Origin of the sequence: Kitasatospora sp. CB01950 (genome assembly GCF_001905465.1) — a bacterium.
GTDB lineage: Bacteria > Actinomycetota > Actinomycetes > Streptomycetales > Streptomycetaceae > Kitasatospora.
Map to the genome: position 1 here is coordinate 664,165 of NZ_LISX01000003.1, position 14,520 is coordinate 678,684.

Sequence of the window (14,520 nt, forward strand, 5' to 3'; positions counted from 1 at the left end):
AGTTCTAGCCAGGCGGCCGGTTCGGTCAGGTACACCATGCTCGCGGTCGCACCGACCCGGTCGAGGACGGGTCCGGCGGACGTCAGCAGCTCGTCCAGGTCCGGCGCGTCGAGCAGCCCGGCGACCAGGGCCAGTGCGTCGTCGCCATCTCGTCCTCGTTCCGGTCCGGTCGAGGTGCCACCGGGGCCGGTCAGCTGCGGGCGGGCGCGTGCGCGGTCAGGAAGGTGCGGACGTCCGGGAGGGCGCCGTCGTTGAGCAGCAGGTAGCCGTGGTTGTTGCCGGGGTAGGTCTTGAGCTGCTTGACGGGGGTGGCGGCGGTGTCGTGCAGTCCCTTGGCGAACTCGGGGTAGCGGCCGTCGCCCTCCTCCGCGGCGAAGAAGGTCGGGACGGTGCCGGTGAGGACGGCCTTGGCGGCGTTCGACTCGCCGGGAGCGGTCTCGGGCGAGCTGAGCGAGACCACGGCCTTGATCGGCAGCGGCGCGTTCGCCGGGTCGGCGGCGGTCTCCAGCGAGGCGCTCGCCCCGTTGGACGCACCGACCAGGGCGACCGAGGTGACGCCCTTCGACTTGAGCAGGCTCATCGCGGCCCGCACGTCGGACGCCCCGCCGCCGTTGACCATCCAGCCGACCACCGCGTACCCGGCGGCGGTGAACTCGGCGTAGTGCGGCTGCCAGTCGCACAGCGAGCCGCCCGCCTGGGGCGCGAACACCACGCCGACGGTGGCCTTGCCGGCGTCCGAATCCCGGTAGTACGCACCGACGTTGCGGCCGTCGACGGTCAGCCGGGTCGATCCGGCGGCGGCCTGTTCCGCGGTCAGGCACCCGAAGGTGTCGGCCTTCGCGGTGGGGGCGGCCGCGGTCTTCGGATCGGAGCCGCATCCGGTGGCGGCGAGCAGCAGGACTGCGGCGAGCCCGGTCGCGGGCATGGCGAAGCGCTTCACGTGTGTGTTCTCCCGTGGGGGTGGGGCCGCGAACGAGCCCGGCCCCGTGGATGTGATCGGAATCTACGGAGGCCCCGGGGAACCGTCAATGGTCTGTACCAAAGCGTGAGGTTCGGTCACATACCAGCATGTGTAGTGGAGTTGACGCAGGTCGGGCCGAGGCTGCCGAGCTTCGGGCAGGCAGCTGCGCGACCGTCCCGAAGGGCACCGGCGAGCGACGAGCGACGACCCCGGGACCCGTGCCGAGGGCGGTCGCGGAGCATCCTTCGTACCTCGGTGTCCGTGACCGCCCGAGGAAAGCGTTTCGGCAGGTCAGGCGCGGTTTCCGCGCGCCTTGAGGGCGACGCTCGGCAGCTCCGGGGCGGGCAGCCGGTCGTCCGGGTAGCCCTGGACCTCGCCGAACCGGTCCCCCTTCTCCCAGCCGAGGCGGGCCTGGACGGTGGAGGCCGGCGAGGTAGCTCGCGGGGGCCTTGTCGTAGCGGGTGGCGATGCCTCGCCAGGCCTTCGGCTTGTCGATCAGGCGCTCTGGTGGCGGGCATCGTCGCCCTGGTGCTGTCGGTCAACCCGGAGCTGACGGCGACCGACGTGCGCGGCCTGCTGCGCGACACCGCCCGGGAGGTCGGCTCCGGCTACGGCCCGGACGGCCACAGCCCGGAGTACGGCTACGGCCAGGTGGACGCCTACGCGGCCGTGCAAGCAGCGCAACGGCAGGCACCGACCCTGCCCGCCGGGACGCCGTCCATCACCGGCCCGGCGAGCGCCGACAGGTCCGGCCCGCCGCCGGTCTTCGCCCTCGACCTCGCCTCCGACGGCGACGAGCTGTACTACGCCGTCGAAGCGGCGACCGATCCACAGCTCTTCCAGCGCCAGGCGCACCAGGCCGACCGGACGCCGGACACTTTCTATGCGAGCTGGCAGGACTCCTCGTTCCTCAGCAGCGCCGACTACCGGCTCCCGGACCAGGTCCGGCAGCGGCTCGGGCAGGCCGACGCGCTGTACTACCGGGCCTGGTTCAGCACGTCGCCGACGCAGTGGCAGGGGGCCTTCGCCTCCACCGAGGACGCGGCCTTCCTCCAGACGCCCGAGGTCGCCGTCACCTCCGGCGCCGACACGGCCGGGGCGCCGGCGACCCGCGACGCGCCGCAGACTCGCGATGCGCCGCAGGTTCGTGACGTGCCTCCGGCCGTCCGTACGGCGGCGCGCAGCGTCGACCCCGACGAGCAGGTCTGGTGCCGCTGGTGATCGCCTGCGGATCGCTAATCGGCAGGTGCCCGGGGTGGACGGGGTCGGCGCCCGGCGGTGGGGACTCGCTGGGCTCGGACCCCGGTGGGCCGCAAGTCGCGTGCGCAGTACGGGAATTCGCGGGCTCGCGGTAGGTCGGCGGCGGGCTCGATCGGGAGTGCGCCGATCTGGCTACGACAACCGGGCGATCTACCTGACCGGCCTGAACAGCCTCGGCGCGGCGGTCAAGCCGATGGACCTGCACCGCGTGCTGGTCGACGGTCCGACCCGCCGGCGCGCGGCGGAGACGATGTGCCCGCCGGCGCTGCGACCGGCGGGCGTGGTGCTGCTTGCGATGCTCGCGGCCGAGGGCGCCTCGGTGCTTGCGGAGCGTGTACGTGATCAACCGGGGGTACGAGGACCTGGCGATGCGTCCGAACTCCCTGGGCGCCCGGATCGGGACGTTCTACGACTTCTGAGTCGGATGCTGTGCGAGGCCGGCACCCGCTGGTCGGCCTCGTGGGGCGGCTCGAGTGGGAGGACGGCGCCGCCCGGCTCGGGCACCGGGTAGCTCCTGCTCGTGGGCCCGGTGGTTGGCGCTCGTCTTCTTCAGGCGGGCTCCGACGTCGGCCAGGTGCTTGCCGAGTGCCCGCTGTCCCTTGGTGATGCTCTCGATCAGCTGATCGACGCCCGTTTCCGCGGTCTTCGCCAGACCGCCGCGGCCCTTGGTGAGGCCGAAGTGATTCCGGGCCCGCCCGAGATGGGTGTCGCCGGAGGAGAGGAGCTTGGAGGACCCGGCTTTGAAGTGCTCGGCGAGCTTCTCCGTCTCCTCGTGGCTGTGCTTGAACCCGTCGCTCATGTCATCGCCCCCGTGCCGCGGTTGATGCCGACCTGTCCCAACGAGTCGTTCACGCCGTCCTTGAATCCCTGCTGACCCGACCGGCCGACCCCGCTGAGGTCGACGCTGTCGCCGATGCCGAGGGCCCCCTCGCCGAGCTGCAGCACCAGTTCGCCCGCCATACTGCCGAGCGCGCTGACGATCGGCCCGGTGACTACCGACATCAGCTGCTCGATGATCTGCTTCTCGGCCTCCTCGAGCAGCCGACGGACGATCATCCGGGTGGCCTGTGTGGCACCGATCGCGCCCGCCTCGGAGAGGCCGAAGGCGAACGGCGCGGTGGCCTGAGCAGCAATCACTTCGGTAACCAGGAGGACCAGTTGGGCGATTGCCGGGACCTTCGCCCCGGTGATCACCACCGCGAAACCGTCCAGCACCGTGCCCACCAGGCGGCAGCCCTCGGCGGGTTGGTGGATGTGGGTGCCGTCGACCTTCCCCCAGCGCGCCTGGAAAACGTCCACGGCGGCGCCCGCGTTCTCCCCGGCCATCTGCTCGACGGCCTGCTGCAGGTCCGTCCGGTGATCGTCACTTTCGCTCGTGAACTGCCGTACGGCATCGGCCATTTCGCGGTAGTCGTCCTCATCGGGGTTCGGCCGGTCGATCCCGGCCGGGGAGGCCCCGTTCTCCCTGCCCACCGCCGTCCGCACCGTCAACCGGGGATTCGCCTGCGGCACCCACCTCGTCCCCCGCGCCGACGGCAGCCTCTACCTCGGCGCGACCAGCCGCCTCTTCACCCGCCCCGACTACGGCCTCCGCCCCTTGCTCGACGAAATCGCCACCCTGATCCACGACGGGGCCACCGAACTCAACACCCAGCTGTGCGACGCCCACCTCATCGGTGCGCGCGTCGGTCACCGCCCCGTCACCATCGACCACCTCCCGCTCTTGGGGAGCCACCCACCACCCCACCGTCCACCTCGCCACCGCCACCTACCGATGCGGAATCCTCCTCGGGCCCCACGCCGCCCAGGTCGTCGCGGACGGAATCACCGAGCCGACTCGCCGCCCGCACCCCTACAGCCCGCGTCGGACCATGCCCATCCCCGACCTCGCAGACCTGCTCACCGGCACGGCCCACGGCCTCGTCGACATGCTCTGCCAGCCCGGCGGCCGACTGCCCGCCGGAGCGGACACCCGGCTGCAGCGCTTCCTCGCCAGGGCACTCCCCGCCCGCCCGCCCCGAACCGCTGTCCCTCGCGGCTGGCCGCTCCTGAGCCGCGACGACCTCGCCGTTCTCCGCGTAGAAGACTGTCCCACGCTCTACCGCCGACAGCGCTGCGCGGAGGCGGAGAGCGAGCGGGGGAACGAGAACTGCCAGCTGCGTTCGCCAGGCCGGCAAGCCAGTACTGGAGCGGTGCTCGCCGAGGCCGGTGCTGGGTTCGCCCATCGAGCCGTTCGCGAGTGGGACGACGGGTGCTGCAACAGGCACAGCCGGTGGGCGTCGCCTAGCGTGTGCGCATGAGCGCATACGTACGAGTCTGGGCGGAGCCGACCGGACTTGACTCGGATCGGCCCAGCGGGTTGACGGTGTCATGACCGTGCTCCGGCTCCCGCTGGCCGTCGGCAACACCGTGCTGGTCCTGATCGACCATCAGGTCGGCACCATCGAGTGGGCCGGTGAGCTGACCGGCGAGGACGAGCGCGAGCAGCTGCGGATGTGGGTGCGCACGGTGGTGCGCTTCGCGGCGGCGGTGGGCATCCCCGTCGTCCTGACCAGCAGCCTGGAGGACCAGCAGCAGGGCCCGCTCCTGCCCGACCTCGAGGCCCTGGTGCCCACCGAGTACGCCGCCCGGGTACAGCGGACGGGCGTCATCAACGCGTGGGACGACCCGGCGTTCGTCGGGGCCGTCCGGGCGACCGGTCGGAGGAACCTCCTCATCGGCGGCCTGACCACTGAGGTGTGCCTGGTGCCGCCGGTCCTGTCGGCGATCGAGGACGGCTTCGGCGTCGCCGTGCTGCTCGACGTGTCGGCCGCCGGCACGCGCACCGCCGCCGTCAACAGCCGCGACGCCATGCGGGCCGCCGGGGCGGAGCTGCTCACCGTGGTTCCGGCGATGACCCGGCTGCTCGGCAGCTGGCGGAGCGAGCACGCCGCCGCCTTCTTCGACGCCATGGGCAGCGAGGGCGTCTTCGCCGCCTACGCCCGCGGAAACCTCAGATAGACCTCGAACAGGGAGCACGCGCATGTCCATCACCGCCGCCGACCGCTTCGAGATCCATGAACTGCTGGCCCGCTACTGGAAGACCGTCGACGAGGGCGACCTCCAGGGCTTCGGCGCCACCTTCACCGAGGACGGCAGCCTCACCAACTACACGGGTACGACGACCGGCCGCGAGGCGCTCGCGCAGTGGCTCGACGACTACGGCCCGAGCCGCGTCGGCAACCGGCACATGAGCACCAACACGATCATCACCGAGGTCGACAGCGACACGGCGACGGTCTGGAGCTACATGGTGGTGATCGCCGCGTTCGAGCCGCGCACCCAGACACCGCACGTCGCGTCCTACAGCCGGTTCAACGACAGGGTGGCCCGCGTCGGCGGCAGGTGGCTCTTCAAGGAACGCGTCATGGACGACCTCGTCCTGAACGCCATCGACTACTGAACTTGATTGAGTGATGTCGGAGTCGTTCGCCTGACAGCAGTCGGCGGGCTCCAGTAGTCCTTGATTCGTGAGATACGCGCAGGGCGGCGGGCTGACCGACGCCGAGAGGGCCGCGCGGGAGCGGATCCGGCTCCAAGCCGTGGAACGCTTCGAGGGCGGGGAGAAGAACAGGGAGATCGCTGTCGCGCTCCGAGTGAGCGAGCGGTCGGTCGAGCGGTGGCATCGGAGCGCTGGAGCTCGCCGGTGTCGCCGAGGACCACCTCACCTACCTGATGGCCGATCACCGGCTCGACTCTCCCCACGGCGAACACTCGCCGCTCCTGAAGCTCTACCAGAGCCGCGCCCAAGCTCTCCTCCCGGGCGTCCCCCTCAACCGGTGCGTGGCATGGAACCTGGCAGCGGGGCGGACACCGAACCCGCCGACAGCGATCGAGTCCTGCGTCGTCCACACCCGCGACGACAGCAGGACATGGGTCCGCTTCACGGCGGCCGCCGCCCCCGACCTGACCGCACCGGAACTCCTCGACCTCCTGGAGACCCAACTCCCCGTCAGCCGAAGCCTCGTGGCCGACCAGCCCACCACCCTCGTCCCGGTGGAAGTCGGCGTCGACCTGGTGGCCGCCTGGCTGACGGAGACCGCGAACCGACGCCACGCCTCGGTCCGCGACACCCGGGGGTCCCGGCAGGCGGGCCCGCAGCGCTGCGCCGTGGGCCGGGATTGTCGTCGGCATCCCCGAGGAGCGCGGCCTGCACCGCAGGGTGCTGCCACTGCGCGCCACCCCGCCCGCAGCGACAGCGAACCGGTCCGGCGGACAGGTGCCCTGATCCATGCCCGTCATCGGGACTGACCGGACGTCAGAACCGGTTCCGGGCCGACGAATCCGATTCGGCGCGCGCCGACAGGACTGGCGAGGCGTCAGAACCCGTGTGCCGACAACGTGGGGCCGGGTAGCACGGAACGGCGCTCTGGCTCGTCGGCCGCGATGCGGAGCCGGGCGAGGACGAGCCCGGCGGAGCCACCGGAAGCGTTCGGGTGGCTCCGCCGGGCTGTGGGGCTCAGCTGGTCTGGATCGCGGTGTCGTCGACCACGAAGGACGTCTGCAGCGAGGCGTCCTCGACGGCGTTGAACTTCACCGTCACCGACTGGCCGGCGTAGGCCGACAGGTCGATGGTCTTCTGGGCGTAACCGGTGTTCTTGTCGAGGTTCGAGTACGTGGCGACCGAGGTGCCGTTCGCCGTGACGGTGAGCTTGTCGTACGCGCTCGACGTGGTGGTCTCGGCGGTGTCGATGTGGAGCCAGAAGCTCAGCGACGCCTTGCAGCCGGCCGGGATGGTGACGGTCTGCGAGATGCTGTCGGTGTGGCTGGAGCCGTAGCCGTCCATCCACGCCTTCCACGAACCGCTGTGCGCGGCCTGCGAGGTGGAGCTGTCGACCACGCCGGAGGTGGTGGTCCACGGGGCCGCGGTGCCGGTCTCGAAGCCCGCGTTGCCGAGGAGCTGCGCCGGGGTGCAGGTGCCCTGGTTCGTGGTGACCGTCCAGGAGAACGTGGTGGAGGCGGTCTTACCGGCCGCGTCCTTGACGGTGACGGTCACCGAGGAGCCGCCCGAAGTGGTGGCGGTGCCGCTGATCAGGCCGGTGGAGGCGTTGATCGACAGGCCGGCGGGCAGGCCGGTGGCCGAGTAGCTCAGCGGGGCGGTGCCGCCGGACGCCTGGATCTGCAGGCTGACCGAACCGTTGACCACGGTGGACTGGTTGCCCGGGTTGGTCACCGACACGGCCGCGCCGGCCGGCTTGGTCAGCAGGCAGCCGCTGACGTTCAGGTCGATCACCCGGCCGGTGCCCAGGCAGGTGGTGAACCAGTAGGTCTCCTCACCGTAGCTCTGGCCCTTGGTGACGGTCGTGGTGCCGTCCGCGGCCACCTCGCACGGGTTGTTCAGGGTGCACATCGCGCCGTCGTCGTTGCCGGTGTTGTTGATGCCGACGACCTTCTTGCTGGCGGCGTCGACGATGGGCGAACCGGACGTGCCGTGTGTGGTGTTGCAGCCCGCGCTGTAACGCAGCGAGTCGTGCCAGGTCCACTGGTCCTCGCGCAGGGTGTCGACGAACCCGTTGATCGAGCAGTTCCACACCTGCTTCCAGTACGAGGACGGTATGTACATCGCCGACCCGTCGACCGGATGGGTGTCGCTGATCGTCAGCGCCGTCGCCCCGTACTTGGTGGTGATGGCGGCGAAGGTGTCGGTGAGCTGGTAGAGCGCGACGTCGGTGCCGGTCATCGTCGCGTACAGCACCTTGTCCGCCTGGACGGTGCCGAGCGAGGTGCCGGCGGAGTTGAGCAGCGTGCCGCTGCGGCTGGCGCTCGCGTTCTGGATGACCTGGCCGGCCGACGGCATGGTCGGCAGGCAGTGGCCGTTGGTCAGCATCATCGCCCGGTCGGTGTCCACCGAACTCGGGTAGCGGACCAGCGAGGCTGAGCAGTTGCTCAGCGCGATGGTGGAGGTCAGGTCGCCCGCCTGAACGGCCTGCGCGGGAGCGGCACCGAGTGTCAGGGCACCCGCGACGACCGCGACCGCGCCGAGCGCGGCGGCGAATCTCTTGAACATGGCTCTCCTTGTGGGGGATTGCAGGCGTGCGACCGGTTGGCGCACGTCCGCGCCGCACGAAAATGCCATGGTCACTTCAATGCGGTCAACCATGTCGACGGAACTCGCGGTCGAAGTCCTCCACAGACGCGGGTGTTGGACTGGACGCCCGACGTACCGTCACATCCCGTTTGTCACAGCCCGTCAGGCGCGGACGTGCTGCGAGCCTTCGCCCAGAGGGCAGAGGGCAGAGGGCAGAGGGCAGAGGGCAGCGGGGAAGGTGGCAGCGGGGAAGGTGGCAGGCGGGTCGGGCCTCGGGATGGCGATCTCGTCGATCGGCCCGGCGGTCCTCAGGGACTCGAGCGCCACGGTCAGCGCGTAGGGGGGCGAGGCCGGTCGGGATGTGCGCGGTGAAGGGCAGGCCGGGCCCGCCCAGCACCTGGGTGCTGGGCGGGCCGACGCGGGAGGCCGAGCGGCAGCCCACGGGGCGGGCGAGGCCAACGGGGCGGTCGGCTCACCGCCGCAGTGCGTCTCGGGGGAGGGGCGGCGCTGAGGGGAGCCCGGTGCCTGCGTACGCAGCTTCTCCTGCCCCGAGCCGCCACACCTGCGGGCCGCAGGCCGGGGCGCACGCTCGCCGTCGGCGGTCGGGATCAGGACGCTGCTGCTGTCGGCTCCGTCTCGACCTCGACAACTCGAGTCGCGCCGCCCGATCGACGACCGGCCCCGCCTCTGAACGGGGGTCGGCGAGGTCGAAGACGGTGGTGACGGGTGCGTGGTCGGACCAGCGCTCGGCGTGGGCCGAGACGGGCGGCGAGGTTATGTGGTGGTCGACGGGCCGGGGGAACGACGCGCTTTCCAAAAGCTCCACTCGTTCGAAGCATGGGTGGTTCGGATACGTCTGCTGGCCGGGGTGGAGGGGACTACCCCGTGGGCAGCACGACGCTGGCGCCGGTTCGGGCAGTGGTCGGTTCGCGCGTATCGGACACGCATGGGGGCGAGGGCACGGTGTCTCAGCTGGTCCCGGTCGTCGGTGCTCATGTGCCTCGACTTCCGGCCGACGCTGGGCCGGCGGGTGGGGGAAGCGCGTGCCTCTGCCGGCCGGGCAGTTGATGAAGGTGCCGGCCTGTGCGCTCACGTCGAGCCCGTAGCGGTAGGGACTCACGTGGAAGTGCGCCAGGATGCGCTCCTGTCCGTCGAACGCGCCCGGCGTCGAGGCTTCCAGGTGGTCGACCGCGAGCGGCGTTGCGGCGTGGACCTGCGGTTCGACCGGCGTGGCCCAGACGTTCGGCAGCGCACCCGCCTCCAGCGCCGTGTCCCGGTCCAGCAGATACGCCAGCCCTTGGCGGATTCGACGGACGACCTCGTCGCCGTCGCAGTCGCCTTCTCCGACGCGGAACGGCTGACAGTCCTTCACCATCGCCACGTGGGAACGAAGAGTGCCATCCATGCAGGACTCCGTGAGCAGGGCCTGAAGGCTCTCCGAGCTATCGGCGATCGGAAAGAACCGGGGCTGCCCGGGCCGCTGCAGACGGTGCTGCGCGCTGAAGGCTTCGACGGACTCGGTCACCAACGAGTCCAGGCACGCCCACAGTTCGCGCACGCAGGTGCGGAGGAGCTCGGTCAGCTCTGCCTGTGCCCCTGGGGCGAGGCCGGCCAGGCGCTGATGACACCGGACCCGTCCGCATGCGTGACCACACTCTCTTCGACGAGCCCGTCCTGGAGAAGGCGGTTCCACGACGACGCCATGGTGCCCTTGGCCTGCCGTGCGCTGTGGAGGTGTTGCCAGGCTCGCGGCTACTGCTCTCTGATCACACCATCGCCCTTAACGACGGCACTAACATCGGACGGAGCGGAACGTCTGCGCAGCCGTCCGCCATCCCATGGTGGGACGCCGGCGAAGGTCGGCAAACGTGCGCGATCGCCGAGGGAGTGCACCCGCCGGAGTCGTCGTCCCCTCACCCCGCTACCTGGAGCGATGACGGCCGCAAGCGGGCTGACGGACAGTCAGAAAAGTCAGCAAAAAGTCAGCATTCATCCGCCCACAGCCTGCAAAACCGGCCCACAGATGGGAATCGGCGGGGTGTCGACGTTCGTCGCCGAGATGCCCGCCGGAGGCGAACGCAACCCCCCGGTGCCCGTGTCGAGGGCGGTCGCGGAGCACCCCTCGGACCTCGATGTCCGCGACCGCCTTGGGAAGGCGTCTCTGCAGGTCAGAGGCGGTTTCCGCGCGCCTTGAGGGCGACGTTCGGGAGCTCCGGCGCGGGCAGTCGGTCGCCCGGGTAGCCCTGGACCTCACCGAAGCGGACCCCCTTCTCCCAGTCGATTCGTGCTTGTACGATCTCCTCACTGGATCGGCCGATGAAGTTCCACCACATGACGATCTGCTCGTCGAAGGGCGTGCCGCCGAGGAGGATCAGGCGGGCGGTGGTGGGGGAGGGGTTGGTGAGGGTGAGGGTGGTGGGGCCGGGCGGGAGGTAGCCGAGGTCGGCGGGGTGGAGGGGGGTGCCGGCGAAGGTGATGTCGCCCTGGTCGACGAGGAGGCCGTGTTCGAAGTCGGGGTCGACGTCGAGGGTGAGGGTGGCGCCCGGGTCGAGGGTGAGTTCGGCGCCGAGGAGCGGGCTGAAGGTGGGGACGGGGGAGGTGTCGCCGGCCAGGGTGCCGAGGAAGACGCGGGCCTCGCCGCCGTCGAGGGCGACGGGGCCGGGAATGTGGTGGTGGAAGTCCCGGGCGGTGTGGCGGTGTTCGTCGGGGAGGGCGACCCAGAGCTGGACGCCGTGCAGGACGGTGGTGGCGGCCGTGGAGGTCTCGGAGTGGGCGATGCCGTGGCCCGACGTCATGAGGTTGAGCTCGCCGGGGCGGACGAAGGCGTGCACGCCGAGGCTGTCGCGGTGCTCGATCTCGCCGCTGAACAGCCAACTGACGGTCTGCAGGCCCGTGTGCGGGTGCGGCGCGACGTCCATGCCGCCGGTGGTCGCGACGTCGTCGGGGCCGTAGTGGTCGATGAAGCACCAGGCGCCGATCAGGGTGCGCTCGCGCTGGGGGAGGGTGCGGCGGACCGTCATCGCGCGCGGGCCGCCGAGCGGGACGTCGCGGGGCGGGAGGACCCGGACGGTGGCCGGGCGGGGACCGTTCTCTGTGGTGCTCATGGTTGTGCTCCCTCCCGTGTCGCCCGGAACCCGGAACCCTTGGCTCCGCGCGACTCGTTCGCAAATAGTTTCAACTTCAACTATTATGGCGGTATCGTCCGGCAAACACCAGCACGCAGGTGGAGGAGCTCCAGGTGACCGAGTTGGCGACCAGCACGACGACCGGCAAGCGGGTCTACATCGACAAGCAGCACCCGCAGGTCTTCCGGGCCATGCGCTCCGCCGCCGAGACGGTCCGCGAGGCCGCCGCCGAGGCCGGGCTCGACCGCCGCCTGGTCGAACTGGTCAACCTGCGCGTCTCGCAGCTCAACGGCTGCGCCTACTGCCTGGACGTGCACACCAAGGCCGCGTTGCAGGCCGGCGAGAGCGTGCAGCGGCTCGGCGTGCTGAGCGCCTGGCGCGACACCGAACTGTTCGACGCGCGCGAGCGGGCCGCGCTGGCACTGGCCGAGGCCACCACCCACCCCGCCGACGCCACCGCCCAGGACGCGGCGTACGCGCAGGCCCGGGAGGTGCTCGGGGAGGAGCAGATCTCCGCCGTGATCTGGGTGGCCGTCACCATCAACGCCTTCAACCGGGTCTCCATCCTGAGCAAGCACCCGGTCCGGCCCACGCGGGTGGGCACCCAGGCGGCGCAGTAGCCGCTCCCTCGAAGGCCGCCCGGAACGCTCCCTCGAAGGCCGCCCGGAACGCTCCCTCGAAGGCCGCCCGGAAAATGCGTGGCCGGCGGGACGGGGCGGGTGGCAGGGTCTGAGGATGGCTCAGCAGCGCAGCTCGCCCCGCGGGACGGGCGCGACCCGGAACCCGTCCGAACTGCACGTCGTACGCGCCGACTTCGACGACAGCACGATCGTGGTCTACCAGGCGTACGCGCCCGCGATCGCCGAACCCGCGCTGCGCGCCGGGCGGTTCGTCGCGCCGTTCTCGTTCCGGCGGATGACCTGGATCAAACCCTCGCTGCCCTGGCTGCTGCACCGCAGCAACTGGGGCACCAAACCCGGACAGGAACGCGTCCTGGCCGTCCGGATCACCCGCCGGGGCTGGGAACGCGCCCTCGCCGCAGCCGAGTTGACCACCGGCGACCCGCAGCGGACGGCGGCGGCCGAGGTGCACGTCCAGTGGGACCCGGAGCGGTCGCTGCGCGGGGCGGCGCTCAACCACTACAGCATCCAGGTCGGCCTGGGGCGGGAGACGATCCGGGCCTTCGCCGAGGAGTGGATCGTCTCGCTCACCGACCTCACCCCGCAGATCCGGCGCGCCGCCGAACTGGTCCGCACCGGCCGCACCGAACAGGCCCGCCGACTGCTCCCGGACGAACGTCGCTATCCGTTGCCCGTTGAACTCACAGCGCGCCTCTGCCGGGTCTGAAACCCGCCACCCGGTCCGTTTCGGGGTTGGTTTCGGGGTCGGTTTCGTGATGGGATTTTGTGGTGGGTCAGGGCAGGTCGGCGGGGCGGATCCGGTAGACCTGAAGGTTCAGGTCGTAGTACTTGGTGGTCTCGCCGACCCAGCGCATCCCGAGCCGCTTCGCCACCGCGTGCGCCCTGTCGTTCTTCGGCCGGGCCACCGCGAAGATCTCCTCGACGTCCTGCGTGAACGCCCAGCGCAACAGCGCGATGCCCGCCTCCGTCGCGTACCCCTGGCCCCAGGCGTGCGGGGCGAGCTGCCAGGTGATCTCCAGATCCTCCTCGTGCGGCGGCAGCGGGCGGATGCTGAACCCGCCGACCACCCTCCCGTCCTCCCGGCGCTCCGCCGCCCACCGCCCGCGCGGCGGCAGCAACCCGGACTGCTCCTGCGCCCAGCCCTGCAGGACCGTACGCATCGCATCGACATCGGTGACCCGGGCCATCGCGGGCGTCAGCCAGCGGGCGACGTCCGTGGAGCCGTACACGGCCAGCGCGTCGTCGGCGTCGTCGGGCGTCCAGTCGCGGACGACGAGCCGATCAGTGGTCAGGCTGATCCCCATGGCCGGGTCCTCCCTCGTTCGATTGGCGGACGTCTCCTCCCCCGGAGTGTGCGCCCCCGACCCGCCCGAGTCGAGCCGAAGAACCGGCCGGAACGGGCCGTCACCGGCCCGTCACCCGGTCGTGCCCCGTTCGGGAGGCACCGAGGGCCGTGCGGTCGGCCGAAGTGGTCAGCGGCGGCCCGCCAGCGGAATGCACACGCCGTCCGAGCCGCCGGCCTCCACGGCCAGCGCGGTGCCGATCTCCTCGGGCAGCGCCGCCAGCCCCAGCACCGCCAGCGCCAGGTCGGCCGCGGTGCGGTGCCACTCGCCGGCCCGGCGCATCAAGGTGTGGCCGCTGCCGAACACCCGGTAGCCGGCCACCCGCGCGCCGTGGTCGCGGGCCCGCAGCGCGAACAGATCGGTGTCTGCGGGCGGCGTCACCCGGTCTCGGTCGCCGTGCAGCATCAGTACCGACCGGCCCCGCAGATGCTCGGTCGGCTCGTCGCGCGGACACCACGGCGCCAACGCCACCACCCCCTGCACACACGGGTGCGCGGCCGCCCGCAGCGCCGCCCGGCCGCCCATCGAATGCCCGATCAGCACCGTCGGCACCGGACCGAGCGTCTCCGCCAACTCCGCCAGCGCCGCCTCCGCGTCACGCGCCGCGTCCGCGCGTTCGCCGTTCCAGCCCCGGCAGCGGTAGTGCACCGTGCCCACCGCCAGCGACCGGCCGGCGGCCCCGCCCGGACCGCGTCGCACCGCATGCTCCACGGCCCGCGCGAAGGGGCGCATCCGCAGACCCGGCAGGTTCAGCGCGGGCACCGGCTCCGGGCCGAACTCCCGCCCGCCGTGCAGCACCAGCACCGCCGCCTCCGGCGCCGCCGGCCGCACCCGCCAGGACAGCGCCCGGTGCGCCGCCTCCGTCCCCACCTCGCCGGAGTGCACCGCCAGCCGCCCGTCGTTCATCACACCGTCCCGTCACCGCGCCGACCTGGGCTGCCACTGTACGCGGACACCGCCGACGACCGGGAGCGCGCGAGTGGGCGGGGGTGCGGAGGTCCGGGGACGAGCGGGGCGGGGGTGTGTGTGGGAGGGGCGGAGGAGGAACGGGGCGGAGTGGTCAGGGGCGGTGCGGGACGGCGGACCTGACTGCTCGTAGGGTGGCAGCGTGCCCGCGGCGGGC

The 14,520-nt window shown here is 71.5% G+C and carries 12 protein-coding genes and 5 pseudogenes; 8 read left to right on the forward strand and 9 right to left on the reverse strand.

Going from position 1 to position 14,520, the window contains the following annotated elements; translation table 11 throughout:
• Positions 1–190: 190 nt before the first annotated feature.
• A complete protein-coding gene (locus tag AMK19_RS11440; RefSeq protein ID WP_073810649.1) occupies positions 191–940 on the reverse strand; it encodes a hypothetical protein in 750 nt (249 codons plus the stop codon).
• 312 nt (positions 941–1,252) lie between these two features.
• Positions 1,253–1,378: pseudogene (locus AMK19_RS37140) on the reverse strand (pirin family protein); the annotation flags it as partial.
• A gap of 90 nt (positions 1,379–1,468) precedes the next feature.
• On the opposite strand from AMK19_RS37140, the gene AMK19_RS11450 reads away from it, so the two are divergent.
• Positions 1,469–2,182 (forward strand): hypothetical protein, encoded by a 714-nt coding sequence (locus AMK19_RS11450; protein WP_073810651.1) that lies wholly within the window; start codon positions 1,469–1,471, stop codon positions 2,180–2,182.
• Between the two features lie 172 nt (positions 2,183–2,354).
• A pseudogene (locus AMK19_RS11455) lies at positions 2,355–2,640 on the forward strand (UDP-N-acetylglucosamine 1-carboxyvinyltransferase); the annotation flags it as partial.
• Here AMK19_RS11455 and AMK19_RS11460 read toward each other — a convergent pair.
• Both AMK19_RS11460 and AMK19_RS11465 read right to left on the reverse strand, forming a co-directional pair.
• Positions 2,628–3,020: a hypothetical protein gene (locus AMK19_RS11460; protein ID WP_073810652.1), complete on the reverse strand. Its 393-nt coding sequence runs from the start codon at positions 3,018–3,020 to the stop codon at positions 2,628–2,630. The pseudogene AMK19_RS11455 and the gene AMK19_RS11460 sit on opposite strands and share 13 nt — an antisense overlap.
• Positions 3,017–3,733, reverse strand: a complete 717-nt coding sequence (locus AMK19_RS11465) for a WXG100-like domain-containing protein (RefSeq protein WP_158071891.1) — start codon at positions 3,731–3,733, stop codon at positions 3,017–3,019. Before AMK19_RS11465 ends, AMK19_RS11460 begins: the two co-directional genes overlap by 4 nt.
• Positions 3,734–4,591: 858 nt before the next feature.
• Between AMK19_RS11465 and AMK19_RS11470 the strand changes: the two genes are divergently transcribed.
• The 4 genes and pseudogenes from AMK19_RS11470 (at position 4,592) to AMK19_RS11485 (ending at position 6,511) form a co-directional block, all read left to right on the forward strand.
• Complete coding sequence (locus tag AMK19_RS11470; RefSeq protein WP_073810654.1) at positions 4,592–5,221, forward strand: isochorismatase family protein; 630 nt, start codon at positions 4,592–4,594, stop codon at positions 5,219–5,221.
• A gap of 22 nt (positions 5,222–5,243) precedes the next feature.
• On the forward strand, positions 5,244–5,663 hold the full coding sequence (locus tag AMK19_RS11475; protein ID WP_073810656.1) for a nuclear transport factor 2 family protein: 420 nt from the start codon (positions 5,244–5,246) through the stop codon (positions 5,661–5,663).
• Positions 5,664–5,730: 67 nt separating this feature from the next.
• Positions 5,731–5,892: pseudogene (locus tag AMK19_RS38040) on the forward strand (helix-turn-helix domain-containing protein); the annotation flags it as partial.
• Positions 5,893–5,935: 43 nt separating this feature from the next.
• Complete coding sequence (locus AMK19_RS11485) at positions 5,936–6,511, forward strand: AAC(3) family N-acetyltransferase (RefSeq protein ID WP_073810658.1); 576 nt, start codon at positions 5,936–5,938, stop codon at positions 6,509–6,511.
• A gap of 208 nt (positions 6,512–6,719) precedes the next feature.
• Here the strand turns inward: AMK19_RS11485 and AMK19_RS37150 are convergent.
• The 3 genes and pseudogenes from AMK19_RS37150 to AMK19_RS11495 all read right to left on the reverse strand — a co-directional run.
• Positions 6,720–7,448 (reverse strand): annotated as a pseudogene (locus AMK19_RS37150) (putative Ig domain-containing protein); the annotation flags it as partial.
• Positions 7,449–7,649: 201 nt separating this feature from the next.
• A pseudogene (locus tag AMK19_RS38430) lies at positions 7,650–8,360 on the reverse strand (S1 family peptidase); the annotation flags it as partial.
• A 2,096-nt stretch (positions 8,361–10,456) separates the two neighbouring features.
• Positions 10,457–11,392, reverse strand: coding sequence for a pirin family protein (locus AMK19_RS11495; protein WP_073810662.1), 936 nt, complete (start codon positions 11,390–11,392; stop codon positions 10,457–10,459).
• Positions 11,393–11,526: 134 nt separating this feature from the next.
• Here AMK19_RS11495 and AMK19_RS11500 point away from each other — a divergent pair, with 134 nt between their 5' ends.
• Positions 11,527–12,033: a carboxymuconolactone decarboxylase family protein gene (locus AMK19_RS11500; RefSeq protein ID WP_083646669.1), complete on the forward strand. Its 507-nt coding sequence runs from the start codon at positions 11,527–11,529 to the stop codon at positions 12,031–12,033.
• Between the two features lie 115 nt (positions 12,034–12,148).
• Positions 12,149–12,760, forward strand: a complete 612-nt coding sequence (locus AMK19_RS11505; protein WP_083646670.1) for a DUF4291 domain-containing protein — start codon at positions 12,149–12,151, stop codon at positions 12,758–12,760.
• A 67-nt stretch (positions 12,761–12,827) separates the two neighbouring features.
• Here AMK19_RS11505 and AMK19_RS11510 read toward each other — a convergent pair whose 3' ends face one another.
• Both AMK19_RS11510 and AMK19_RS11515 read right to left on the reverse strand, forming a co-directional pair.
• The gene (locus tag AMK19_RS11510; protein ID WP_073810664.1) at positions 12,828–13,358 is read right to left on the reverse strand and encodes a GNAT family N-acetyltransferase; all 531 of its coding nucleotides are present in this window, start codon (positions 13,356–13,358) and stop codon (positions 12,828–12,830) included.
• 168 nt (positions 13,359–13,526) lie between these two features.
• Positions 13,527–14,303 (reverse strand): alpha/beta fold hydrolase, encoded by a 777-nt coding sequence (locus AMK19_RS11515; RefSeq protein WP_073810666.1) that lies wholly within the window; start codon positions 14,301–14,303, stop codon positions 13,527–13,529.
• Positions 14,304–14,520 lie beyond the last annotated feature (217 nt).

What these genes read in the sequence shown, in the direction of transcription:
- AMK19_RS11485 (WP_073810658.1), top strand. Translation starts at nt 5,936, where the DNA reads ATGGCCGATCACCGGCTCGACTCTCCCCACGGCGAACACTCGCCGCTC.
- AMK19_RS11470 (WP_073810654.1), top strand. Translation starts at nt 4,592, where the DNA reads ATGACCGTGCTCCGGCTCCCGCTGGCCGTCGGCAACACCGTGCTGGTC.
- AMK19_RS11505 (WP_083646670.1), top strand. Translation starts at nt 12,149, where the DNA reads ATGGCTCAGCAGCGCAGCTCGCCCCGCGGGACGGGCGCGACCCGGAAC.
- AMK19_RS11460 (WP_073810652.1), bottom strand. Translation starts at nt 3,020, where the DNA reads ATGAGCGACGGGTTCAAGCACAGCCACGAGGAGACGGAGAAGCTCGCC.
- AMK19_RS11495 (WP_073810662.1), bottom strand. Translation starts at nt 11,392, where the DNA reads ATGAGCACCACAGAGAACGGTCCCCGCCCGGCCACCGTCCGGGTCCTC.
- AMK19_RS11475 (WP_073810656.1), top strand. Translation starts at nt 5,244, where the DNA reads ATGTCCATCACCGCCGCCGACCGCTTCGAGATCCATGAACTGCTGGCC.
- AMK19_RS11510 (WP_073810664.1), bottom strand. Translation starts at nt 13,358, where the DNA reads ATGGGGATCAGCCTGACCACTGATCGGCTCGTCGTCCGCGACTGGACG.
- AMK19_RS11515 (WP_073810666.1), bottom strand. Translation starts at nt 14,303, where the DNA reads ATGAACGACGGGCGGCTGGCGGTGCACTCCGGCGAGGTGGGGACGGAG.